The organism is Streptomyces sp. NPDC051662 (assembly GCF_040681655.1).
Classification (GTDB): Bacteria; Actinomycetota; Actinomycetes; order Streptomycetales; family Streptomycetaceae; genus Streptomyces.
Map to the genome: position 1 here is coordinate 135,682 of NZ_JBFAZD010000002.1, position 23,266 is coordinate 158,947.

A 23,266-nucleotide genomic window follows, 5' to 3' on the forward strand; every position below is an offset into this window, starting at 1 on the left:
CTCCGGATCAGAGCTGGTCGCCGACGAAGACGGTCAGGTCGACCAGACGGTTGGAGTAGCCCCACTCGTTGTCGTACCAGCCGATGACCTTGACGTTCTTGCCCTGGACCATGGTCAGGGAGGAGTCGAACGTGCAGGAGGCGGGCCAGTTGACGATGTCCGAGGAGACGATCTGGTCCTCGGTGTAGTCCAGGATGCCCTTGAGCTGGCCCTCGGCGGCCTTCTGGAACGCGGTGTTGACCTCGTCCTTGGTCACCTCGCGCTCCAGCTCGATGACCAGGTCGGTGACGGAACCCGTCGGGACCGGGACACGCATCGCGATGCCGTCGAGCTTGCCCGCCAGCTCCGGGATCACCAGCGCGGTGGCCTTGGCGGCACCGGTGGTGGTCGGGATGATGTTCTCCGCGGCGGCACGCGCACGGCGCAGGTCCTTGTGCGGGAAGTCCAGGATGCGCTGGTCGTTGGTGTACGCGTGGACCGTCGTCATCATGCCCTTGACGATGCCGAAGTTCTCCAGGAGAACCTTGGCCATCGGCGCCACACAGTTGGTGGTACAGGAGGCGTTCGAGATGACGTGGTGGTTGGCCGCGTCGTACTTGTCCTGGTTGACGCCCATCACGATCGTGATGTCCTCGTCCTTGGCCGGAGCCGAGATGAGGACCTTCTTGGCGCCACCCTCGATGTGCTTCGAGGCGTCGGCCTTCTTGGTGAAGATGCCGGTCGACTCGATGACGATGTCGACACCCAGCTCACCCCAGGGGATGTCGGCCGGGTTGCGCTCCGAGAGCACCTTGATGGTGTGGCCGTCGACCGTGATCGTGTCGGCGGTGTGGGTCACCTCGGCCTTGAGGCGGCCCAGGATGGTGTCGTACTTCAGCAGATGCGCCGTGGTCGCAGTGTCACCCAGGTCGTTGACAGCCACGATCTCGATGTCTGCACCCTGCTCCAGCAGCGCGCGGAAGTAGTTACGACCGATGCGGCCAAAGCCGTTGATGCCTACGCGGATCGTCACGAACCGATCTCCTCGTTGGTACGCCGGGTTTCGACGCCGGCGAGTTGTATGGGATGTCCCCGACCGCTTATGACCCTACCCCTCCACGGGCCGCGCGGTGACATCGAGTGGCCCCCGCGGGCCCGCGGGGGCCCGAACCCGTCGGTACGGGTTGACGAGCCACCGCGGACCCGGTGTCCAAGGGCTCAGTGGCGCAGGGCCCGCAGCGCCTTGCCGAGCAGCGCCGCGCGCTCCCCGGCGTCCGGGACATGCTCCAGACCGAAACCGAACAGAACGGTGTTACGCGTAGTGACCGAGGCATACGAGGTGAACAGCTCCTGGGAGCGTGCCCAGTCCCCCGCCACGGCCGGGCTCCCGGACGGCGCCCCTGGCGTGGTCCAGACCCCGAGGGAGGTCTCGAAGCCCTCGGACTCACGGTCCGCGCCACCCACCACGAGCCTCGCGTCGTCCGCGAAGAGCCCGAGGCCGCCGCTGCCGGGGTCGGTGATGTAGGCGAGCGAGATCTCGGCCTTCTTGCCCGCGTAGGCGCTCAGATCGAAGGAGACCTGACGCCAGCCGTTCGAGCTGCCGGTGAAGCTGTTCCAGGAACCGCTGGTCCCGGTCGCCGCGCAGCCGTCCGCGCCGAGGGTCAGATAGTGGTCGAGGAAGGGATGGCCTTCGAGATAGAACCCGGCCGCGCACTCGGCGGGGACGGCCGCGCTGGTCGCCCCGCCCGCCTCGGGAAGGGTGGTCCAGTCCTCGGCCCCCGCGGTACGGGCCTCCAGGACGGCGTGGTCGTACCCCTGCTCCGTGTTCCAGTTGAGCGCGAAGCGGAGGGCGGGCTTGTCGGCGGCGCTGACACCCGTGAGATCGACGGTGCGGGTGAGCCGGCTCCATTCGTTGTCCTGGTGGAGGGCCGCCGCCATCCACTGCCCCGAGTAGGGGGCGTACGGGTTCGTGACCCCCGTGTACGAGCCCGACTCGGCGCTCCTGAACTGCGGGAATTCCTTCGGGTCGAGGACATCGGAGGTGACGGTGTAGGAGCCCGCGGGGTCCAGCGGGTTGCCGGGCAGCCCGGCGAGCGATCCGGCCGCGCCCGCGAGCGCTCCCGTACCGGAGAAGCCGGTGGCGCCCGGCACGGACGTCCGTCCGTAGGCGCCCAGGTAGTACTGGCTGAAGTCGTTGGTCAGGGTCCGTCCGACCTGGGCGTTGCCGCCCGCGCGCCGGCCGGCCTCGATCAGCTTGCCGCCCTCGTTGAGGAAGGCGCGCAAGGCCAGCTGTGTGGGGCCGCCCGGGGCCGCCGCGCCGGTGTAGTGGACCACGGTGGAGAAGTGGCCGAGGACGCCCAGCGGGTGGGGTGCGCCCTGGGTGGCGACATCCCAGACGGCCGCGGTACGGCCGTTGGCGCGCAGGGCGTCGGTGTAGGCGCGGAGTTGCTGCGCGGGCGCGCCCTCCTCGGCGATCACGAGCGTGTCGGCGCGGGGGCGTTCGGCCACGGTGTAGCGGAAGCGCTCACTGGAGGTGGGTTTTCCGCTCTTCGTCCGTCCGGTGAACCAGACCTCGACCGTGTCACCCGGACGGGCGTCCTCGATCTCGGCGCGGTACTCGTCGAAGTGGAGGTTGTCCTCGCCTCCGTATGTCTCGCCGCCCTTCCAGGCCTTGAGGTCCTCGTCGTGCGTACGGCCGCCGTTGACGCGGTAGTTGAGCTCCTTGTCCCGGACCGACTTGCGGGCGGTGACCGAGACCTCCTGGTCGGCGCCGCGCGCGTACGAGGTGGTGAACGGGTCGGGGGTGAAGTCGGGGGCGGCCAGACCGACCGAGGAGGACGGCTGGTCGGGGTGGGCGGCGGTCTCGGCGACGGAGAGCGCGAAGGGGACGTTCTTGGCGAACTCGTCCTGGATCAGCTTCTCGTCGTCGGGGAAGTTGAAGCCGGACCGGCAGTCCCTGGCCTCCCAGGCGTCGTCCGGGTCGATGGCTGACGCGGTCTGGCAGGTGGTCATCTCCGGGGTGAACATCATCGTTCCGTTGACGTTCGCCGCGTGCCCGTCGGCCTCACCGTTGGTGGTGTACAGCTCGGAGGAGACCTGCGGGTAGTAGCCGGGGACCGCGGAGTTCTCGGGGGTGCCGGCGAGCGCCTTGTAGAGCACGTCGTCGGGTGTCGGGGTGGCGACCTGCCAGCCCACGCCGTAGAGCAGCAGTTCGGCGGCGGAGTGGTAGTTGATGCCGTAGTCGAAGCCGATGCGCTTCTGGAAGCGGTCGATCGCCTGGGTCTCGGGCTCGGAGCCGGGTCCGGCGCCGCGGTAGGTCTCACTGGCGGGCCGGGGCGAGGAGCCCTCGTCGTCATAGCCCCACTTGTAGGGGAAGTTCCGGTTGAGGTCGACGCCGTCGCCGGCGGCGATCTTTCCGTCGCCGTCCACGTCCCGGAGGTTCTTGCGCCACAGCCGGGCGCTGTCCGAGCTGTGGGTGTAGTCGTAGCCGTCGGGGTTGGCGGAGAGGACGAACCACAGCTCGGTGGAGTCGACGATCTTGGTGATCCGCTGATCCTTGCCGTAGTTGTCGACGTAGTGGTGCATCAGCCGACGGGTCATCTCGGGAGTGATCCACTCCCTGGCGTGCTGGTTGGACATGTACAGCACGGACGGCTTGGCCCCGTCCTTGGTCGTCCGCGCGCCCTTGCTGAGCTTGAGGGCCAGGATGTCCTGGCCGTTGAGGCTCTTGCCGATGGAGACGACCTTGGCGATCCGGGGGTTGGCCTGCCCGGTCTCGACGATCTCCTCCTGGAGGTTGCCCGCGCCGCTGTACGGGCGGAACACCCCGTCCCCCGCCGCCCGCAGCCGTGCGTCGGCCTTCGCGGGGACCTTCCGTTCGGTGGCCTCGACACCCTGCTTCGCGAGGGCGCGCGCCTGCGCGTCGGTGAGGAACAGCTCGACGTTCGCCGTCCCCTTCTCGGGAGCTCGTTCCGTCAGTTCATGGGCGTCCTGGCCGGCCGCGAGAAGCAGCGGTATCTGCTCCTTGGTGACCTCGGCGTCGAAGACCTTCACCGCGTCCGCGCCCGGTGCCGCCTCGGCTCCCGGCGCGTCTCCGGGCCGTGCCTGGGCGATGGGTGCCGCCGTGATGCCCGCCAGCAGCAGCGCGCCCGCCGCGAGGATCGATCCCGCTCTTCGTCTCATGTGCCCCCCTTGCTGTTGTCTGCCACATCCGTGGACAGACGCCAGGCTCACCACCCTCCATGATCATGTCAAGGGTGTGTCGATGGGCGGCAAAATGCCTGCTGCCGACACCTATTCGGCGTCGGCAGCGGGCAGTTGGGGACTTCGGACCGTCCAGAGACTTACTCGTCCTCGTCCGGAGACCTGCTCGTCCGGCTCAGCCGACGAGCCCGTCGGCCAGATCCTCGCTCAGATTGGACTCCGTACCCGGAATCCCGAGGTCCTGTGCCCGCTTGTCGGCCATGGCCAGCAGCCGCCGGATCCGGCCCGCGACCGCGTCCTTGGTGAGCGGCGGGTCCGCGAGCGCGCCCAGCTCCTCCAGGGAGGCCTGCTTGTGCTCCATCCGCAGCCGGCCCGCGGCGGCGAGATGCTCGGGCACCTCCTCACCAAGGATCTCCAGCGCGCGCTGGACCCGGGCGCCGGCCGCGACGGCGGCCCGCGCGGACCGGCGCAGATTCGCGTCGTCGAAGTTGGCGAGGCGGTTGGCCGTGGCGCGGACCTCGCGGCGCATCCGCCGCTCCTCCCAGGCCAGCACCGACTCATGGGCGCCGAGCCGGGTCAGCAGCGCGCCGATCGCGTCGCCGTCCCGTACGACCACCCGGTCCACCCCGCGCACCTCACGGGCCTTGGCGGCGATCTGGAGCCTGCGGGCGGCACCGACCAGCGCGAGGGCCGCCTCGGGGCCCGGGCACGTCACCTCCAGCGAGGAGGAGCGGCCGGGCTCGGTGAGCGAGCCGTGCGCCAGGAACGCGCCGCGCCAGGCCGCCTCCGCGTCACAGGTGGCACCGGAGACGACTTGCGGGGGCAGTCCGCGGATCGGGCGGCCACGGCCGTCGACCAGTCCGGTCTGCCGGGCCAGCTGATCACCGCCCGTAATCACCCGTACGACGTAACGGCTGCCGCGGCGCAGTCCGCCCGGGGCCATCACGACGAGCTCGGAGTTGTGCCCGAAGATCTCCAGGATGTCCTTGCGGAGCCGGCGCGCGGCGATGCTGGTGTCCAGCTCCGCCTCGATCACAATGCGGCCGCTCACCAGGTGCAGCCCGCCCGCGAACCGGAGGATCGCCGAGACCTCAGCCTTCCTGCAGCACGTCCGGGTGACGGGGAGGCGGGCGATCTCGTCCTTCACCGCTGGCGTCATCGCCATGGGCCGATCCTTCCATGCATCCGAAAAATACGGTCGTACGCGGCTGCCAACAGCTCCGGATCATGGACCGGGGAACCGTCGGGCGCTGCCACCGGCGCCAGCTCGACCGCGGCACCGAACCGCTTGGCGGCATCGGAGAGTGATTCGCGGTCGGGCACGGCGGCCTGGTCGGCCAGCACCGCGTCCAGGGCGAGTTTAGGGGCGTGTCGCCCCAAAACCTCCAAATGACGCTGCGGTGAGAAGCCTTCGGTTTCACCGGGTTGCGGTGCGAGGTTCAGCGAGAGGACCCGGCGCGCCTTCGTCTCGACGAGCGCGTCGAGCAGTTCGGGCACCAGAAGATGCGGGATCACCGAGGAGAACCAGGAGCCGGGGCCGAGCACCACCCAGTCGGCGTCCAGCACCGCGGCGACCGCCTCGGGGACGGCCGGCGGGTCGTGCGGCACCAGATGGACGGACTGCACCTCACCGCGGGTGAGCGCGACGGTGGCCTGGCCACGCACCGTGTCGACCTGGTCGGGGCGCGCCGGGTCATGGCCCCGTACGAGCGCCTGGAGCTCCAGCGGTACGGCGGACATGGGCAGCACCCGGCCGTGTGCCCCCAGGAGCTTGCCGACCAGATCGAGGGCCTGCACATGGTCGCCCAGCTGCTCCCAGAGGGCGACGATCAGCAGATTGCCCACCGCGTGCTCATGGAGGTCGCCCTGCGACTGGAAGCGGTGCTGGATCACCCGCGCCCAGGTCTGGCCCCAGTCGTCGTCGCCACAGAGCGCCGCCAGGGCCTTGCGCAGATCGCCGGGTGGCAGAACACCCAGCTCCTCCCTGAGCCGGCCGCTGGAGCCGCCGTCGTCGGCGACGGTGACGACGGCGGTGAGATCGCCGGTGATCCGGCGGAGCGCCGCGAGGGAGGCGGACAGGCCCATTCCACCGCCGAGCGCGACGACCTTGGGCTGAGCGCCACGCCCCCGCGCCGACAGCGCGGGGACACCCCTGCGCAGCCGGCGCATGCGGAAGGTGCGTCCGGTCACTCGCGCCCCATGTCCCGGTGGACGACGACGGTCTCGATGCCTTCGGAGGCGAGGCGCGCGCCGAGCCGCTCGGACATGGCGACGGAACGGTGTTTGCCGCCGGTACAGCCCACGGCGACGGTCACATAGCGCTTGCCCTCGCGGCGGTAGCCCGCGGCGATCAGCTGGAGCAGCTCGGTGTAGCGGTCGAGGAACTCCTTGGCGCCCGGCTGGTTGAAGACATACGCGGACACCTCCTCGTTGAGCCCGGTGAAGGGCCGCAGCTCGGGGACCCAGTGCGGGTTGGGCAGGAAGCGGCAGTCGACCACCAGGTCGGCGTCGACCGGCAGACCGTACTTGTAGCCGAACGACATGACGGTGGCCCGCAGCTCCGGCTTCTCGTCCCCGGCGAACTGGGCGTCCATCTTGGCGCGCAGCTCATGGACGTTGAGGCTGGAGGTGTCGATCACCAGATCCGCGTCACCGCGCAGCTCGCGCAGCAGCTCCCGCTCCGCCTCGATGCCGTCGACGATCCGGCCGTCGCCCTGGAGGGGGTGCGGACGCCGTACGGATTCGAAGCGGCGCACCAGCGCCTCGTCGGAGGACTCCAGGAAGACGACCCGCCGGGTCACCTGCTTGGCGTCGAGGTCGGCGAGGGACTCGCGGAGGTTGTCGAAGAACCGCCTCCCCCGTACGTCGACCACGACCGCGATCCGCGCCACATTGCCCTGCGAGCGGGCGCCGAGCTCCACCATGGTGGGGATCAGCGCGGGCGGCAGGTTGTCCACGACGAACCAGCCGAGGTCCTCCAGACACTTGGCCGCGGTGCTGCGGCCGGCGCCCGACATACCGGAGATGATCACCAGTTCGGGGATGGCCGCCTCGACGGCGTCACCCGTCTCGTTTGTGATGCCCGTACTCACGTGCCCTGCTCCGTCCCGGTCGTGCTCAGTCATGCGTGCTGCCCCCGTCGTCTTCCATGATCTCTCCTGTTGCCGTGTTCACGGCAGGTGCCGCCGGGGCCGCCTTGGCGAAGGCCACGACGACGGACTCGGCCGTCTTGCGACCCACGCCCGGAACCTCACAGATCTGGTCGATTGTCGCCTGCCGCAGCTTCTTCACCGAGCCGAAATGCTTGATCAGCGACTGTTTCCGGGACTCGCCGAGGCCCGGCACATCGTCCAGTGGGCTGGACCTGACGCGCTTGGCCCGCTTGACGCGTTGATACGTGATGGCGAAGCGGTGCGCCTCGTCCCGTACGCGCTGGAGCAGATAGAGCCCCTCGCTGGAGCGGGGCAGGACCACCGGGTCGCTTTCGCCGGGCACCCAGACCTCTTCGAGGCGCTTGGCGAGACCGCAGACGGCGACATCGTCGATGCCCAGCTCGTCCAGGGCCCGCTGGGCCGCCGCGACCTGCGGCTGGCCGCCGTCGACGACCACCAGCTGGGGCGGGTAGGCGAAGCGCTTGGGGCGGCCGTCGTCCTCACGGTCTGCCTGTTCCAGCCGTTCCAGCGGGCCCGGCCCCACCGAGGGATCCTCGGGGTCCTCGGACCGATCCCGCCGCTCCGGCTCCTCCGGCCACTCCCCGGTCCGCTCCTTCTCCTGGAGATAGCGCCGGAAGCGCCGCCCAATGACCTCGTGCATCGACCGGACGTCGTCCTGGCCCTCGAACCCCTTGATCTGGAACCGGCGGTATTCACCCTTACGGGCGAGGCCGTCCTCGAAGACGACCATGGACGCCACGACATCGTCACCCTGGAGATGGGAGATGTCGAAGCACTCGATACGCAGCGGCGCGCTGTCCAGACCAAGGGCCTCCGCGATCTCCTCCAGGGCCCGGGAGCGGGTGGTGAGATCGCTGGCGCGCTTGGTCTTGTGCAGGACCAGCGACTGCTGGGCATTGCGCCCGACCGTCGCCATCAGGTCCTTCTTGTCACCGCGCTGCGGAATCCGCAGCGAGACCTGGGACCCGCGGCGCTCGCTGAGCCACTGGGCGACGGCCTCCGCGTCCTCCGGCAGGGCGGGGACGAGTACTTCCTTGGGGACGGCGTCGCCGCTCTCCTCCCCGTACAGCTGCTGGAGCGCGTGCTCGACGAGCCCCGCCGTCTCCACGGCCTCGACCTTGTCGGTGACCCAGCCGCGCTGCCCCCGGACCCGGCCGCCGCGGACATGGAAGATCTGTACGGCGGCTTCCAGCTCGTCCTCGGCCACCGCGATGAGGTCGGCGTCCGTGGCGTCGGCGAGCACGACCGCGTTCTTCTCCATCGCTCGGCGCAGCGCGCCTATGTCGTCCCGCAGTCGGCCCGCCTTCTCGTACTCCATCTCCTCGGCGGCCTCCGTCATCCGCTGCTCAAGGCGGCGGATGTACGTGCCGGTGCGGCCGGCCATGAAGTCGCAGAACTCCTCGGCCAGTTCACGGTGTTCCTCGGGGGTGACCCGGCCGACGCAGGGCGCCGAGCACTTGCCGATGTAGCCGAGGAGACAGGGGCGGCCGGTCCGGGCGGCGTTCTTGAACACCCCTGCGGAGCACGTCCGTACGGGAAACACACGGAGCATCAGATCGACGGTCTCGCGGATGGCCCAGGCATGTCCGTAGGGACCGAAGTAGCGCACGCCCTTCTTCTTGGCGCCGCGCATCACCTGGACCCGGGGGAACTCCTCGTTCAGCGTGACGGCGAGGAACGGATAGCTCTTGTCGTCGCGGTACTTGACGTTGAAGCGGGGGTCGTACTCCTTGATCCAGGAGTACTCCAGTTGAAGCGCCTCGACCTCGGTGGAGACGACGGTCCACTCGACGGACGCGGCGGTGGTGACCATGGAGCGGGTCCGCGGGTGCAGACCCGCGAGGTCCTGGAAGTAGTTGGCGAGCCGTTGACGCAGGCTCTTCGCCTTCCCGACATAGATCACCCGCCGGTGGTCGTCACGGAACCTGTAGACCCCCGGCGAGTCGGGGATCTGTCCCGGCTTGGGGCGGTAGCTGGAGGGGTCGGCCATGCCGTCCACCCTACTGTCGGGGACCGACAGCAGAGCTCCGCCGGGGTACCCCCAGGGACGACGCTCAGGCCCGGGGGCCCGCGATGAGCTTGCCGCCCTCCGCCGTGATCGGGACCTCGGGCAGTGACGCGGTCGCCGGTCCCTGTAGCGCCTTGCCGGTGGTGACATCGAACTTGCTGCCGTGGCACGGGCAGTCACCCACCGTGCCCTCCAGCTTCTCCAGGAGGCAGCCCGCGTGGGTGCACTGCGCGCCGAACGCCCTGTACTCCCCCTTCGCGGGGCAGCTCACCACCAGTCGCTGCTCCCGGTAGAGCTTCGCGCCGCCGACCGGCACATCCGCCGCCGCGCCGAGGTCGACCGGTGCGGTGGGGGTGGGGTTCTCGGCGTGGCCCAGCTTCGACTCGGTGGAGCAGGCCGCCGCCCCCAGCCCGGCCGCACCGGCGAGCGCGGCGCCCTTCAGCACGGTACGGCGAGCGGCGGACGGGCCGGCCATGGTGTCTCCACTGGGTCAGGGGTCGGTGACATACGCGACGATACCGGGGCCGTTCCGGCGGTCCTTCAGCGGCTGTCCCCCCGGCGGCGCACACCCCCGAGGAACGCCCCGACCGCCGTCCGGAAACCCTCCGGGTCCTCGGTCCAGGGCAGGTGTCCGGCGCCCGCCAGCGTCGTCCTGGTCACATCGGGGAGCGCGCTCTCCAGCGAGTCCACGGACCACCGGGGCCGGATGTCGTCCTCCCCGTCCACGATCAGGACGGGGACACGCAGCGCCGCGCACCGCTCCCGTAGCCCATGGGTGGCCTCGGGCCGGCGCAGCTCCGCGCCAATGGTGGCGTTGCACGTGTGGTTGACGCCGAACCACGGGGTCGCCATGGCCTCGGCGTGCGCCAGGGCGCGGTCGCGATCGGCGAAGTCCACCGACCACTGGAGGATCGCGTACTCCCGGTCCTGCGCGTCCGTACGGCCGTCGCCGAGCCCGCGCAGTTCCTCCCAGCGCTCCCGGTGGCCAGGGCGCGCACCGAGCCTGCGGTGGAACGCCTCCTTGTACGCCGGATGCCAGGTGGAGTCGGCGTCGATGCCGGTGCCCGAGACATAGATCAGCCCGCTGACCCGGGCGGGATGGGCCAGTGCGTACGCGAGGGCCAGCCGCGCGCCCCAGGAGTGGCCGAGCAGCGTGACCCGGTCCAGCCCGAAGTGACGCCCGGCGTCGTCGAGATCGGCCACCGAGCGGTCGACGCTGTACGGCCCCGAGCGCTGGGAGCGACCGCAGCCCCGCTGGTCCCAGCGGTACGCCGGGGTGTCGGGGAGCAGCCCGGCCGGCTCCTCCAGGGTGTCCCAGAGGCCCGGCCCGCCATGGCAGAGGATCACCGGCTCTCCGGCGCCGCCGCCCGTGCGGATGGCCCAGAGCCGTACCCCGTCGTCCGTCAGAACCGTCTCGTCCCTGTCGCCTGTCACGGCTGTCCCGTCCATCCCAGGATTGTGCCGAGTGAGGGAGGGACGGGACAGCCGCTGCGCGGGGCGGAGCCGGTGCGGGCGGCACGCCGGGTGAGAGGGTCAGCCGCGGCGCGAGCGCGCGGCGGTCTTCTTCGCCGCCACCGCCTTGGCCGGCGCCGCCTCGGCCGGCACCTTCTTCGCGGCCGTCTTCTTGGCGGCACTCTTCCGCGTCGTGGCCTTCTTCATCGGCGCCGCGTCGCTGATGCTCTCGGCGTCCAGGATGTCGCGCAGGAACTTTCCGGTGTGGCTGGCCGGGACTCCGGCCACCTGCTCCGGGGTGCCCTCCGCGATCACCAGACCGCCGCCGTTGCCGCCCTCCGGTCCCATGTCGATCACCCAGTCCGCCGTCTTGATGACGTCCAGGTTGTGCTCGATCACGATCACCGTATTGCCCTTCTCGACCAGTCCGGAGAGCACCGTGATCAGCTTGCTGATGTCCTCGAAGTGCAGACCGGTCGTCGGCTCGTCCAGGACGTAGACCGTACGGCCGGTGGAGCGCTTCTGCAGCTCGCTCGACAGCTTCACGCGCTGCGCCTCACCGCCCGAGAGGGTCGGCGCGGACTGGCCCAGCCGGACATACCCGAGGCCGACCTCGTTGAGCGTCCTGAGATGCCGCGAGATCGTCGGGACGGCCTCGAAGAAGTCCAGGGCCTCCTCGATCGGCATGTCCAGCACCTCGGCGATGGACTTGCCCTTGTAGTGGACCTCCAGGGTCTCCCGGTTGTAGCGGGCTCCATGGCAGACCTCGCACGGGACATAGACGTCCGGCAGGAAGTTCATCTCGATCTTGATCGTGCCGTCACCCGAGCAGTTCTCGCAGCGACCGCCCTTGACATTGAAGGAGAAGCGCCCGGGGAGGTAGCCGCGGACCTTGGCCTCCATCGTCTCGGCGAAGAGCTTGCGGACATGGTCGAAGACGCCGGTGTACGTGGCCGGGTTGGACCGGGGCGTACGGCCGATGGGCGACTGGTCGACATGGACGACCTTGTCGACCAGATCGTCGCCGTCGACCCGGGTGTGCCGGCCGGGCACCGACTTCGCGCCGTTCAGCTCGCGCGCCAGATGCGTGTACAGGATGTCGTTGACCAGCGTCGACTTGCCGGAGCCCGAGACGCCGGTGATGGCCGTGAACACACCCAGCGGGAACGACACGTCGATGTCCCGCAGATTGTTCTCCCGGGCGCCGTGCACGGTCAGCTGCCTGCCCGGGTCGATCGGGCGGCGGATGCCCGGGGTCGGGATGGCCCTCTTCCCTGAGAGGTACTGGCCGGTCATCGAGTCCTTGTTGGCCAGCAGCCCCTTCAACGGTCCCGAGTGCACGACCTCGCCGCCGTGCTCACCGGCGCCGGGGCCGATGTCGACCACCCAGTCGGCCACCTTGATGGTGTCCTCGTCGTGCTCCACGACGATCAGGGTGTTGCCCATGTCGCGCAGCCGGACCAGGGTCTCGATCAGCCGGTGGTTGTCCCGCTGGTGCAGACCGATCGACGGCTCGTCCAGTACGTACAGCACACCGACCAGCCCGGAGCCGATCTGGGTCGCGAGCCGGATCCGCTGGGCCTCGCCGCCGGAGAGCGTCCCGGCCGCGCGGTTCAGCGAGAGGTAGTCCAGGCCGACGTCGACCAGGAACTTCAGCCGTTCGTTGACCTCCTTGAGCACCCGCTCGGCGATCTTCTTGTCCCGGTCGTTCAGCCGCAGCTCGCCCAGGTAGTCGGCGCAGTCGCTGATCGACAGCGCGGCGACCTCGGCGATGGACTTCCCCATGACCGTGACCGCGAGGACGATCGGCTTGAGCCGGGTGCCCTCACAGGTCGGGCAGGGCACCTCGCGCATATAGCCCTCGAAGCGCTCCCTGCTGGTGTCGCTCTCCGCTTCCGTGTGCCGCCGCTTGACGAAGGAGACCGCTCCCTCGAAGGCGGGGCTGGTGTAGGCGCGCTCACGGCCGTACCGGTTGCGGTACCGGACCTCGACCTGGGTCTTGTGGCCGTACAGCAGCGCCTTCCTGGCGCGCTGCGGCAGCCCGGCCCACGGGATGTCCGTACGGAACCCGAGGGCCTTGGCGAGGCCGCCGATCTGCCGTCCGAAGTACTCCTTCGTATGGCCGTGGGACCAGGGGTGGATCGCGCCCTCGTCGAGAGACTTGTCCTCGTCGGGGACGATCAGCTCCGGGTCGACCTCCATGCGCGTACCGATACCGGTGCAGTCGGGGCAGGCGCCGAAGGGCGAGTTGAAGGAGAAGGAGCGGGGCTCCAGCTCCTCGAAGGAGAGATCGTCGTACGGGCAGTACAGATGCTCGGAGTACATCCGCTCGCGCTCGGGGTCGTCCTCGGGGAGGTCGACGAAGTCGAGCACGACCATGCCGCCGGAGAGACCGAGCGCGGTCTCGACCGAGTCGGTCAGCCGGCGCTTGGCGCTGTCCTTCACCGTGAGGCGGTCGACCACCACCTCGATGGTGTGCTTCTCCTGCTTCTTGAGCTTGGGCGGCTCGCTGAGCTGGATCGTCTGCCCGTCGACCCTGGCCCGGCTGTAGCCCTTGGTCTGGAGGTCGGAGAAGAGATCGACGAACTCGCCCTTGCGCTCACGGATGAGCGGCGAGAGCACCTGGAACCTGCTGCCCTCGGGCAGTTCGAGCACCCGGTCCACGATGGCCTGCGGCGACTGCCGGGAGATCGGCCGGCCGCACTCGGGGCAGTGCGGCTTGCCGATCCTGGCGAAGAGCAGCCGGAGGTAGTCGTAGACCTCGGTGATCGTGCCGACCGTCGAGCGCGGGTTGCGCGAGGTCGACTTCTGGTCGATGGAGACTGCCGGGGAGAGCCCCTCGATGAAGTCGACGTCCGGCTTGTCCATCTGACCGAGGAACTGCCGGGCGTACGAGGAGAGGGATTCCACGTACCGGCGCTGTCCCTCGGCGAAGATCGTGTCGAACGCGAGAGAGGACTTGCCCGACCCGGAAAGCCCGGTGAAGACGATGAGGGAGTCACGGGGGAGGTCGAGCGACACGTTCTTGAGATTGTGCTCGCGCGCGCCACGGACGATGAGACGGTCGGCCACGCCGGTCCGCACCTTTCTGAAGAGAACCTGAGGGGCGGAGCCCCCTTCCCACACTCATGGGGGTCGCCAGAACGATGGATGTGCCAGTGGTCGATTGCCGGGCTTCGGAGCGCCGGGCGGGATTGCCTATATGCCAGGATGCCTCCACTGAGCCTATAGCACGTGCATTCGATTTACGGCGGCCCTTCACCGTCTTCACCCGATCGAGTGGCAGCGCTATGGTCGGCGGCATGATCGATCACGAGCGTGACCTGGCGGCTGTACGTGAAGCGACGGATCGGCTCCTCAGCGCAGCCGCCGAACTGGACAACGCGGCCCTCGCCGCACCGTCACGGCTCCCGGGCTGGAGCCGTGGACATGTGCTGGCACATCTCGCCAGGAACGCGGACGCACTGGTCAATGTGCTCGAAGGCCGGCCCATGTACCGCGACGCCGAAACGCGCGACGCGGACATCGAGCGGGACGCGGCCCGGCCGCTGGATGTCCAGCTCGCCGATGTACGTAACACCGCCGAGGGCTTCCAGCATTCCGCCGCCGCCCCGGCGGACTGGACGCGCGTGGTCACGATGCGCAACGGCGTCACGGATGTGGCGGCCCGCGTTCCGTTCCGTCGGCTCATCGAGATCGAGCTGCACCATATCGATCTCGGCATCGGCCGCGAGCTGGAAGATCTGTCCGAGGAGTTCGTCGAGCGCGAGACCGCCTTCCTCGTGGAGCGCTTCTCCGGGAACGCCGCGGTGCCACCGCTGGCCCTGACCGCGACCGACGGGCGGACCTGGCGCACGGGGGGTACGGAGGGCACCCCGCTCGCCGTGAGCGGACCGGCCCCGGACCTGATGGGCTGGCTCGCGGGCCGCGGGGACGGGACCGCACTGAAGTCCCCGGACGGCCCCCTCCCCGTACTGCCCCCGCTATAGGCTGATCCGTATGACGTACAGCGGAGCGGTGAAGGTCGGCGGACCGGCGGACGTGCATGAACTGCCCGCCCTGATGATCTCCAAGGTCGCCGTCGGGCCGATGGACAACAACGCCTATCTGCTGCGCTGCCGGGCCACCGGTGAGCAGCTGCTGATCGACGCGGCCAATGACGCCGGTACGTTGCTGACGCTGATCGGCGACGACGGCATCGCGTCCGTCGTCACCACGCATCGCCATGGCGACCACTGGCAGGCTCTGGCCGAGGTCGTGGCGGCCACGGGCGCGCGGACGTACGCGGGGCGGTACGACGCCGAGGCCATCCCGGTGCCCACCGATGTCCCGGTCGAGGACGGGGACACGATCCGTGTCGGCGAGATCGAACTCACCGCCCTGCATCTGGTGGGCCACACCCCGGGCTCGATCGTGCTGGTCTACGACGACCCGCACGACCACGCGCATCTGTTCACCGGCGACTGTCTGTTCCCGGGCGGCCCCGGGAAGACCGGGACCCCCGCGGACTTCACGAGCCTGATGGACGGGATCGAGACCAAGATCTTCGCGACCCTGCCCGACGAGGCGTGGATCTACCCCGGCCATGGCAACGACTCCACGCTCGGCGCCGAGCGCCCGCACCTCGCGGCCTGGCGGGCGCGCGGCTGGTGACCAGCCGCTGACGCCATGGGGCTGCTGCTGGAGACCGCGCTGGCCGTGTACGCCCCGGACACCATGGCCGTCTTCGATGTGGACTTCGGCCATACCGACCCTCAGCTGGTCATCCCGTACGGCGGCACGGTGCGGGTGGACGGGCCCGCGCGGCGTATCAGCGTCACGTACTGAGGTCAGGTACCTCAACCGAGCTCAGATACCGAGCTCAGATACCGAGCCTTACGGAAACGCGGAAGGGGGCGAGCGGCAGTGCTGCCGCTCGCCCCCTCCTTCTCCGCGCGGATCAGGCCTCGATGCTGTCCTTGCTGTCCTTGCCGCTCTCCGTCTCGGCGGCGGTGGCCGCGTCGCGCTCCGCCTGCTTCTTCGAGGCGATCAGGCTGGTGATCGTGGTGATGATCAGGACACCACAGATGACCGCCAGCGAGACCGGAATGGAGATCTCGGGGACATGCACCCCGGTCTCGTGCAGCGCGTGGAGCACCAGCTTCACACCGATGAAGCCCAGGATGACCGACAGACCGTAGCTGAGGTGCACCAGCTTCTTCAGCAGCCCCCCGATGAGGAAGTAGAGCTGCCGCAGACCCATCAGGGCGAAGGCGTTGGCGGTGAAGACGATGTACGGGTCCTGGGTCAGACCGAAGATCGCGGGGATGGAGTCCAGCGCGAACAGCACGTCGGTGGTGCCGATGGCCAGCATGACCACCATCAGCGGGGTCAGGATCCGCTTGCCGTTGCTCTGGATGAAGAGCTTGGTGCCGTGGTACCTGTCGGCGACGCCGAAGCGCTTCTCGATGGACTTCAGGAGACGGTTCTCCTCGAACTCCTCGTCCTCGTCGTCGGAGCGCGCCTCCTGGATGAGCTTCCAGGCGGTGTAGATCAGGAACGCGCCGAAGATGAAGAAGACCCACGAGAAGCTGGCGATGATCGCGGCGCCTGCCGCGATGAATATGGCGCGCAGCACCAGGGCGATCAGCACACCGATGAGCAGCACACGCTGCTGGAGGTGCGAGGGAACCGAGAACTTCGCCATGATCAGGACGAAGACGAAGAGATTGTCGACACTGAGCGACTTCTCGGTGATGAATCCGGCGAAGAACTCGCCAGCTGCCTGGCCCGTCCCGAACACCATCAGGCCGACGCCGAACAGCGCGGCGAGGGCGATCCAGACGATCGTCCAGATACCGGCTTCCTTCATCGACACGTCATGGGGCTTGCGCCCGATGAAGAAGTCGACAGCGATCAGGGCGGACAGACCAAGAATGGTCAGCACCCACAGGGTCAAGGAAACGTCCACTGTGCCTCCGGCTTCGTACGGCTATTGATCAGCGTCGTCGCTGCCGGAGGTCTCTTCCACCCGGGCGGCTTCCACCGCTCCCCGGGCCGACGCCCCGGGATCGATGGCGATCCGTATTGACGGGCACGTCGCGATGTGGGAATACTCCCCTCCGCTGAAAAGAAGAGTACAGGAAGGACCAAGAAAAGGTAAAGAAATCAGTAAAGGATCACCAAGTGTGCAGGGCGGGCCCGGTCAGCGGCGCCAGGAGCGGCGAGCGGACGCCACCTGTTCGAGGACCTGGAGGAGCACCCGGCTGCCCGGCGGCACCGCCGGCGGCTCATAGGTCCAGGCATGGCCCACCCAGGGATCAGCGAGATGGTCGTCCGGGACGGGGGTGACCCGCAGCAGCGTCCGCCAGAGCGGATCCAGCACCGGTCCGTATCCGCTCGCGTCCTCGCGGTCCGCGACCATCAGCAGATGCACGCCGACCGCCGGACCCTCGTCGGCGAGATAGCGGAGCTGGGTGACCGCGCGGTCGTCGAAGCCGTGCGGGAAGTCATTGACGATCAGCAGCTGCTCGGCGGTGTCCAGACCGGGCGGCAGGGACTCGGCGGCCCCGCCGCGGACCGCCATCTGCACCAGGTCCACGCGCTGCGTGAGTGTCGCGAGGACGGTCGCCACTCCCCCGGCGCCCGCCGCGGGCGGCCGGTCGAGCACCCCTGACGCGGTCAGCGGGGCCAGGGAGCGTGCCCCCGAGCCCGCCGGGTCGATCACATGGACGGTGAACTCGCCGGGCGGGTAGGCGGCCAGCAGGCGCGCGGCATGGGCGACCGCGGTGTCCATGGCCAGCCCGCGCAGCTGGGCGTCGTCCATCATCAGCGCGGCCTCGGAGCCGGATCGGCCGCTGTCGACCCAGAGCCCGCGCTCCAGGGGCAGCCGCACCAGCATCGGTATTCGCAGATCGGGGCGCTCGGGCAGATGGACATCGCCGAGGCGGAGGGCCATCGGGATCTCCATCGGAACGCGGTAGGCGTGCCAGACGGGGTTGTCCCAGCGGGCGTAGGCGGGGGGCAGCGCGGGCTCGACGACCTCGGACTCGGCGACGAGCTGCGCCAGATCGCGGTCGAGGACCTCGCGTGCCCGGCCCGCGAGCTGGTCGTGCTTGGCGCGGGCGGCCTCGCGGGCGGCGTCCCCCGCTCCGCCGATGCGATGACGGGGGTCGGAGAGGACACGGTCCAGCTCCTGATCGAGCCGGGACTCGGCGAAGTCCATGGCGCTGCGGTACGCGGCGGTCGTACGGGCCAGATCCTCGAACATGCCCCAGACCTGGTTGTAGAGGCGCTCGTCCATGGTCCAGCCGGTTGCGTCGCCCGCGACAGGGCGGGGCGGCCGGCCCGGCTGGGCGGGCACCGCGGCCGGGGGCGGAGTCGGCGGCGTGGACGTACGGCGGCCCGGATGCGTGTAGTTGACCGCCCCGCCCGCGCCGGACTGCGGACCTCCGGACGACGGCGGTCCGGCTACCGGCGCTCCCGCTACCGGCGGTCCGGCGGACGGTACGGTCCCGGGCGTGGTCCCCGGGGCCGTGGCGGGCCCCGGGGCGGGGGCCAGGGGCAGCCCCTCGGACCTGTGCCGCCCGCCGTCCGTCGCGCCGGGCAGCGGTGTCTGTACGGCGCTGGCCAGATGGCGGGCCACCGCCTCCTGGATATCGGCGGCGAAGGCACGGGCCTGGGGCAGGCCCTGGTCGCCGAACAGCTCGGCGAGGCCGCCCGCGTACCCCTGGCCGACGGCCCGGACCTTCCAGGCACCCTGGCGGCGGTAGAGCTCCAGGGCGACGACGGCGGTCTCGGAGTCCAGTCCGGTGAGGGTGAAGCTGGCGACCTCGGCGCCCTCGGTGGAGGTGACGGCCGCGAAGGGGGCCGCGGTGGCGCCGAAGCGGTCGGGGCCGCCGATGCCCTCGGGAAGGGCGAGCAGTACATGGACCAGCTGCACTCGCGGGGGCAGCGCGTCCAGATCGACATGGAAGCGCAGGGCCGCGGCGGCCTGGCGGGACACCTCGATGCCCGGGAGGGAGGGCGAACCGGGGTGGACGATCCACTCCGTGCCGCCCACGGTGCCCTGGGCGTCCGCGAGCGTGGCGCAGGCCATGACCGGTGCGCCCGCCGTCACCCGGATCTCCAGTCGGGTGTGGGGCAAGGGGTGGTTCTGCCCCCGGACCAGCTCGGCCGTCATCGCCTCTGTCCCCTCATCGGTTCATCGGTTACGCGTCGGTGTTCAGGTGTGGTGGTACGGCTCGGTACGGATGTTCCGGTGCGGATGCCCGGGTGCGGGGTATTCCTGTGTGCCCGCAGAGGCGCAGCCCCCGGTGGCCTGCGCCGGCCTCCGGGAGCTGCGCGTACTGGACGACGTCGCCGCCGCGTCCTACAGATGCGGCAGGATCGACGGCATCAGGTCCTGGAACGTACGGCCGTTGGCCGGGTTGCCGAGGGCCGTCATCTGCCACCCGGAACCCACGCGGTGGACCTTCGCCATGATCTGCGCGGTGTACTGGCCCCCGCCGTCGAGCGTGTAGCGGGCCATCTCCTGGCCGTTGGTCTCGTCGACGATGCGGCAGAAGGCGTTCTGGACCTCCTGGAACGTCTGGCCGGTGAACGAGTTCACCGTGAAGACGATCTGGTCGATATGGACCGGGATCCGTTGGAGGTCGACGAGGATCGCCTCGTCGTCGCCGCCCTGGCCGGCGCCGCCGACCAGATTGTCACCGGTGTGCCGTACCGAGCCGTCGTCGCTGACGAGATGGCGGAAGAAGACCACGTCGACCGGCTGCTTGTCGGCGAACAGCACCGCCGAGGCGTCCAGGTCGATCTCGCGGGTGCGGGAGCCGAACAGGCCCCGGCGCGGGGCGGCCTGCCAGCCGAGCCCCATGCGCACCGCCGTCAGGGTGCCGCCGCCCTTCTTCTCCAGGCTGATGGCCTGACCCTTGGTCAGATTGACGCCAGGGCCTCCGGGCGCACTGCCCTTGGATACGTCCACCACGCGCTGTCCCCTCTCGAATGGTTCCCCCGCAACCGTCCGTTTGCGGTTGCGGAGCACCCTACGCAGTCCCGCGCACCTCGCAGGAGGCTTGGACCGTTTTTGTGTCGGTCTTGCAACACACCACGTGTCCCGGTGTGTCAGGCAAGTCCCACTTCCCTCATCTGCCGCAGTTCCTTCTTGAGTTCGCTCACTTCGTCGCGCAGCCGCGCGGCGACCTCGAACTGAAGCTCTGCCGCGGCGGCCCGCATCCGGTCGGTCATCTCCTCGATGATCCCGGCCAGTTCGGCGGCGGGCCGGTCGGTGAGCACCGCGCCCGTCGTCCCCGCCTTGCCGCCCTTCGCGGTCTTCGCCCCGAGCGAGGGGACCGGGGCCTTGGCGGGCTTGCCGTCCTTCGACTGCCGGTAGCCCGTGCCGAGCAGGGCCTCGGTGTCGACCTCCTCGCGCGCGATGGTCGCGACGATGTCGTTGATCTTCTTACGGAGCGGCTGGGGGTCGATACCGCGCTCGGTGTTGTACGCGATCTGCTTCTCCCGGCGCCGGTTCGTCTCGTCGATCGCCTGCGCCATCGCGGGGGTGATCTTGTCCGCGTACATATGGACCTGGCCGGACACATTGCGCGCGGCTCGCCCGATGGTCTGGATGAGGGAGGTGCCCGAGCGCAGGAAGCCCTGCTTGTCGGCGTCGAGGATCGCCACCAGGGAGACCTCCGGGAGGTCGAGGCCCTCACGGAGCAGGTTGATGCCGACGAGGACGTCGTACTCACCGGCGCGCAGCTCACGCAGCAGTTCGACCCGGCGGAGGGTGTCGACATCGCTGTGCAGATACCGCACCTGGATGCCCAGCTCCAGGAAGTAGTCGGTGAGGTCCTCGGCCATCTTCTTGGTGAGCGTGGTCACCAGGACGCGCTCGTCCTTCTCGGCGCGCTCGCGGATCTCATGGACCAGATCGTCGATCTGCCCTTCCGTGGGCTTGACGACGACCTCGGGGTCGATCAGACCCGTGGGACGGATGATCTGCTCCACGAAGCCGTCGGAGCGGGACAGTTCGTAGGTGCCCGGAGTGGCGGAGAGATAGACGGTCTGGCCGATCCGCTGCTGGAACTCCTCCCACTTCAGCGGGCGGTTGTCGAGCGCGGACGGCAGCCGGAAACCATGGTCGACCAGGGTCCGCTTGCGGGACGCGTCGCCTTCGTACATCGCGCCGATCTGCGGCACGGTGACATGCGACTCGTCGATGACCAGCAGGAAGTCCTCGGGGAAGTAGTCGAGGAGGGTATTGGGCGCGGAGCCGGGCGCGCGGTCGTCGAAGTGCATCGAGTAGTTCTCGATCCCCGAGCAGGAGCCGATCTGGCGCATCATCTCGATGTCGTAGGTCGTACGCATCCGCAGCCGCTGGGACTCCAGCAGCTTGCCCTGCTTGTCCAGCTCGGCCAGCCGGGTCTCCAGCTCCTGTTCGATCCCGTTGACCGCCTTCTCCATGCGCTCGGGACCGGCCACGTAGTGGCTCGCCGGGAAGATGTACAGCTCGTCGTCGTCGCTGATGACCTCGCCGGTGAGCGGGTGCAGCGTGGACAGCGCCTCGATCTCGTCGCCGAACATCTCGATACGGACGGCCAGCTCCTCGTAGACCGGGAAGATCTCGATGGTGTCGCCCCTGACCCGGAAGGTGCCCCGGGCGAACGCGAGGTCGTTGCGCGTGTACTGGATGTCGACGAAGCGGCGCAGCAGCTGGTCCCTGTCCAGCTCCAGGCCGACCTTCAGCGGCACCATCCGGTCCACGTACTCCTGGGGCGTACCGAGTCCGTAGATGCAGGAGACCGAGGCGACGACGACCACATCGCGCCGGGTGAGGAGGGAGTTCGTCGCGGAGTGGCGCAGCCGCTCGACCTCCTCGTTGATCGAGGAGTCCTTCTCGATGTAGGTGTCCGACTGCGGGACATACGCCTCGGGCTGGTAGTAGTCGTAGTACGAGACGAAGTACTCGACGGCGTTGTTGGGCAGCAGCTCACGGAATTCGTTCGCCAGCTGGGCGGCCAGCGTCTTGTTCGGCGCCATCACCAACGTGGGGCGCTGGAGCTTCTCGATCATCCAGGCGGTCGTCGCCGACTTTCCCGTGCCGGTCGCGCCGAGCAGGACGACGTCCTTCTCGCCCGCGCGGACACGCCGCTCCAGGTCGGCGATGGCCGCGGGCTGGTCGCCACTGGGCTGGTAGGAGCTGACGACCTCGAAAGGCGCCACCGTACGTTCGATCTTGGAAACGGGCCGCATGGATCCACCGTACGACCCCGCACTGACAGTGGGACGGCGAGCGGCCCCGGATCACCCGGAGTGACCGACGGGTCACCCGCGTCACCAGTCGTGGAGGTCCTGGGAGCCGCGGCGCGCGGACCTGGCCGCCGCCCGGTCGGCGTGCTCGCGCAGGGCCGGCCGCGGCCGGATCCGCTGTGCGGGCACCCCGCGACGCCCGCACGGCCCGGTCACGGCCGCCGCGGAGCGTGACCGTTCACGGCGGTCCGTCACCAGCAGCGGGTCGACCAGCACCGCGACACCGGCCAGCAGCAGGAAGAAGGCCGGGCCGACCAGCATCGGGGCCAGCAGTTCGGCGGGCGGGGCGCCGCCCGAGTCGCCGACGGCGCCGCTCAGATGGACGTGGACCGCGGCCATCGCGGTGTAGTGCATCCCGGTCGACGCGACGCCCATGACCCCGCTGGCGGCCAGACCGGCCAGAAACCCGCGGTGCGAGACGACCACCCAGAGGGCCGCCGTCGTCATGATGACGGCGATCATGACGGAGAGCGCGACGGTGACGATGTCGTATCCGACGCGGCCGTGCAGCCGTATGCCCGCCATGCCGAGGTAGTGCATGGTGGCGAAACCGAGGCCGGTGATGGTGCCGCCGGTGACGAGGGTCATCGGGGTCGTGCCGCGGTACCCGACGATGAAGATCCCCACCCCGACCATGACGATCCCCACGACGAGGCTGGCGAATGTCGTGAGTCGGTCGTAGCCGATCGGCACCTCCGAGACGCCGAACCCCATCATCGCGATGAAGTGCATCGTCCAGACGCCGGAGCCGATCGCGGCCGATCCCAGCGCGAGCCCGCCCGGCTTCCAGGAGCGCCTGGTACGCAGGGACCTCGCGGTGCAGCGCAGCCCCAGAGCCGCGCCGAGACAGGCCATGAGAAAGGCCGCCACGGGTGTGACGAGACCGTAGCTGAATCCGTCGATCGTGCCCTGCATAGCGATATGCCCCTCGCCCCTCGTGCTCCCTGTGCGAAAGCGCCGGCTCGGGCGAGGGTAGGACGGCCGGCCCGGTTAGCAAACAGGCCACCGGCGATTTGTCGACACGAAACGGCGCGGCTCCGTGGTGCGGGGCGGCCCCTCGCCGGTGTGGCTTCATGATCTCACCCCGCCCTTCCGGTCCTCGGCGTGACTTCACGTTGTGGCCAACCTTCGCCTGTTCCCTGTTGGCCGCGGGCTGCGACGC

General features: G+C 69.5%; 16 protein-coding genes and 1 pseudogene. 3 read left to right on the forward strand and 14 right to left on the reverse strand.

Annotated elements, in window-relative coordinates:
• Positions 1-7 precede the first annotated feature (7 nt).
• The 9 genes from gap to uvrA all read right to left on the reverse strand — a co-directional run bounded on the left by gap (position 8) and on the right by uvrA (position 13,887).
• A complete protein-coding gene (gene gap, locus AB0M67_RS03325) occupies positions 8-1,012 on the reverse strand; it encodes a type I glyceraldehyde-3-phosphate dehydrogenase (RefSeq protein ID WP_365742098.1) in 1,005 nt (334 codons plus the stop codon).
• 185 nt (positions 1,013-1,197) lie between these two features.
• Positions 1,198-4,161, reverse strand: coding sequence for a M14 family zinc carboxypeptidase (locus AB0M67_RS03330; protein ID WP_365742100.1), 2,964 nt, complete (start codon positions 4,159-4,161; stop codon positions 1,198-1,200).
• A 196-nt stretch (positions 4,162-4,357) separates the two neighbouring features.
• On the reverse strand, positions 4,358-5,347 hold the full coding sequence (gene whiA / locus AB0M67_RS03335) for a DNA-binding protein WhiA (protein WP_030353658.1): 990 nt from the start codon (positions 5,345-5,347) through the stop codon (positions 4,358-4,360).
• Entirely contained in the window at positions 5,338-6,372 is a 1,035-nt protein-coding gene (gene yvcK, locus AB0M67_RS03340) for a uridine diphosphate-N-acetylglucosamine-binding protein YvcK (protein ID WP_365742103.1), read from the reverse strand. Before yvcK ends, whiA begins: the two co-directional genes overlap by 10 nt.
• Positions 6,369-7,307 carry an RNase adapter RapZ gene (rapZ, locus tag AB0M67_RS03345; RefSeq protein ID WP_365742105.1) on the reverse strand — a complete coding sequence of 313 codons (939 nt, stop codon included), beginning with the start codon at positions 7,305-7,307 and terminating at the stop codon, positions 6,369-6,371. Before rapZ ends, yvcK begins: the two co-directional genes overlap by 4 nt.
• The gene (gene uvrC, locus AB0M67_RS03350) at positions 7,300-9,345 is read right to left on the reverse strand and encodes an excinuclease ABC subunit UvrC (protein WP_365742107.1); all 2,046 of its coding nucleotides are present in this window, start codon (positions 9,343-9,345) and stop codon (positions 7,300-7,302) included. The genes rapZ and uvrC overlap by 8 nt, the downstream gene beginning before the upstream one ends.
• Positions 9,346-9,409: 64 nt before the next feature.
• A complete protein-coding gene (locus AB0M67_RS03355) occupies positions 9,410-9,838 on the reverse strand; it encodes a Rieske (2Fe-2S) protein (protein WP_365742109.1) in 429 nt (142 codons plus the stop codon).
• A 65-nt stretch (positions 9,839-9,903) separates the two neighbouring features.
• Positions 9,904-10,812 (reverse strand): alpha/beta hydrolase, encoded by a 909-nt coding sequence (locus tag AB0M67_RS03360; RefSeq protein ID WP_365742111.1) that lies wholly within the window; start codon positions 10,810-10,812, stop codon positions 9,904-9,906.
• An 84-nt stretch (positions 10,813-10,896) separates the two neighbouring features.
• The gene (uvrA, locus tag AB0M67_RS03365; RefSeq protein WP_365742113.1) at positions 10,897-13,887 is read right to left on the reverse strand and encodes an excinuclease ABC subunit UvrA; all 2,991 of its coding nucleotides are present in this window, start codon (positions 13,885-13,887) and stop codon (positions 10,897-10,899) included.
• A gap of 230 nt (positions 13,888-14,117) precedes the next feature.
• Here uvrA and AB0M67_RS03370 point away from each other — a divergent pair, with 230 nt between their 5' ends.
• From AB0M67_RS03370 to AB0M67_RS03380, 3 genes and pseudogenes are all read left to right on the forward strand, one after another.
• Positions 14,118-14,804: a maleylpyruvate isomerase family mycothiol-dependent enzyme gene (locus tag AB0M67_RS03370; RefSeq protein WP_365742115.1), complete on the forward strand. Its 687-nt coding sequence runs from the start codon at positions 14,118-14,120 to the stop codon at positions 14,802-14,804.
• 10 nt (positions 14,805-14,814) lie between these two features.
• Positions 14,815-15,468, forward strand: a complete 654-nt coding sequence (locus AB0M67_RS03375) for an MBL fold metallo-hydrolase (protein WP_365742116.1) — start codon at positions 14,815-14,817, stop codon at positions 15,466-15,468.
• Positions 15,469-15,492: 24 nt separating this feature from the next.
• Positions 15,493-15,642, forward strand: a pseudogene (locus tag AB0M67_RS03380) (LD-carboxypeptidase); the annotation flags it as partial.
• Between the two features lie 112 nt (positions 15,643-15,754).
• On the opposite strand, the gene AB0M67_RS03385 reads toward AB0M67_RS03380, so the two are convergent.
• From AB0M67_RS03385 to AB0M67_RS03405, 5 genes are all read right to left on the reverse strand, one after another.
• The gene (locus AB0M67_RS03385) at positions 15,755-16,765 is read right to left on the reverse strand and encodes a TerC family protein (protein ID WP_365742119.1); all 1,011 of its coding nucleotides are present in this window, start codon (positions 16,763-16,765) and stop codon (positions 15,755-15,757) included.
• A 234-nt stretch (positions 16,766-16,999) separates the two neighbouring features.
• A complete protein-coding gene (locus tag AB0M67_RS03390) occupies positions 17,000-18,976 on the reverse strand; it encodes a TerD family protein (RefSeq protein ID WP_365742121.1) in 1,977 nt (658 codons plus the stop codon).
• A gap of 189 nt (positions 18,977-19,165) precedes the next feature.
• A complete protein-coding gene (locus AB0M67_RS03395; protein WP_165371922.1) occupies positions 19,166-19,732 on the reverse strand; it encodes a TerD family protein in 567 nt (188 codons plus the stop codon).
• A 185-nt stretch (positions 19,733-19,917) separates the two neighbouring features.
• Entirely contained in the window at positions 19,918-22,047 is a 2,130-nt protein-coding gene (gene uvrB, locus AB0M67_RS03400; protein WP_365742123.1) for an excinuclease ABC subunit UvrB, read from the reverse strand.
• Between the two features lie 81 nt (positions 22,048-22,128).
• Positions 22,129-23,019 (reverse strand): MHYT domain-containing protein, encoded by an 891-nt coding sequence (locus tag AB0M67_RS03405; protein WP_365742124.1) that lies wholly within the window; start codon positions 23,017-23,019, stop codon positions 22,129-22,131.
• Between the last annotated feature and the right edge of the window lie 247 nt (positions 23,020-23,266).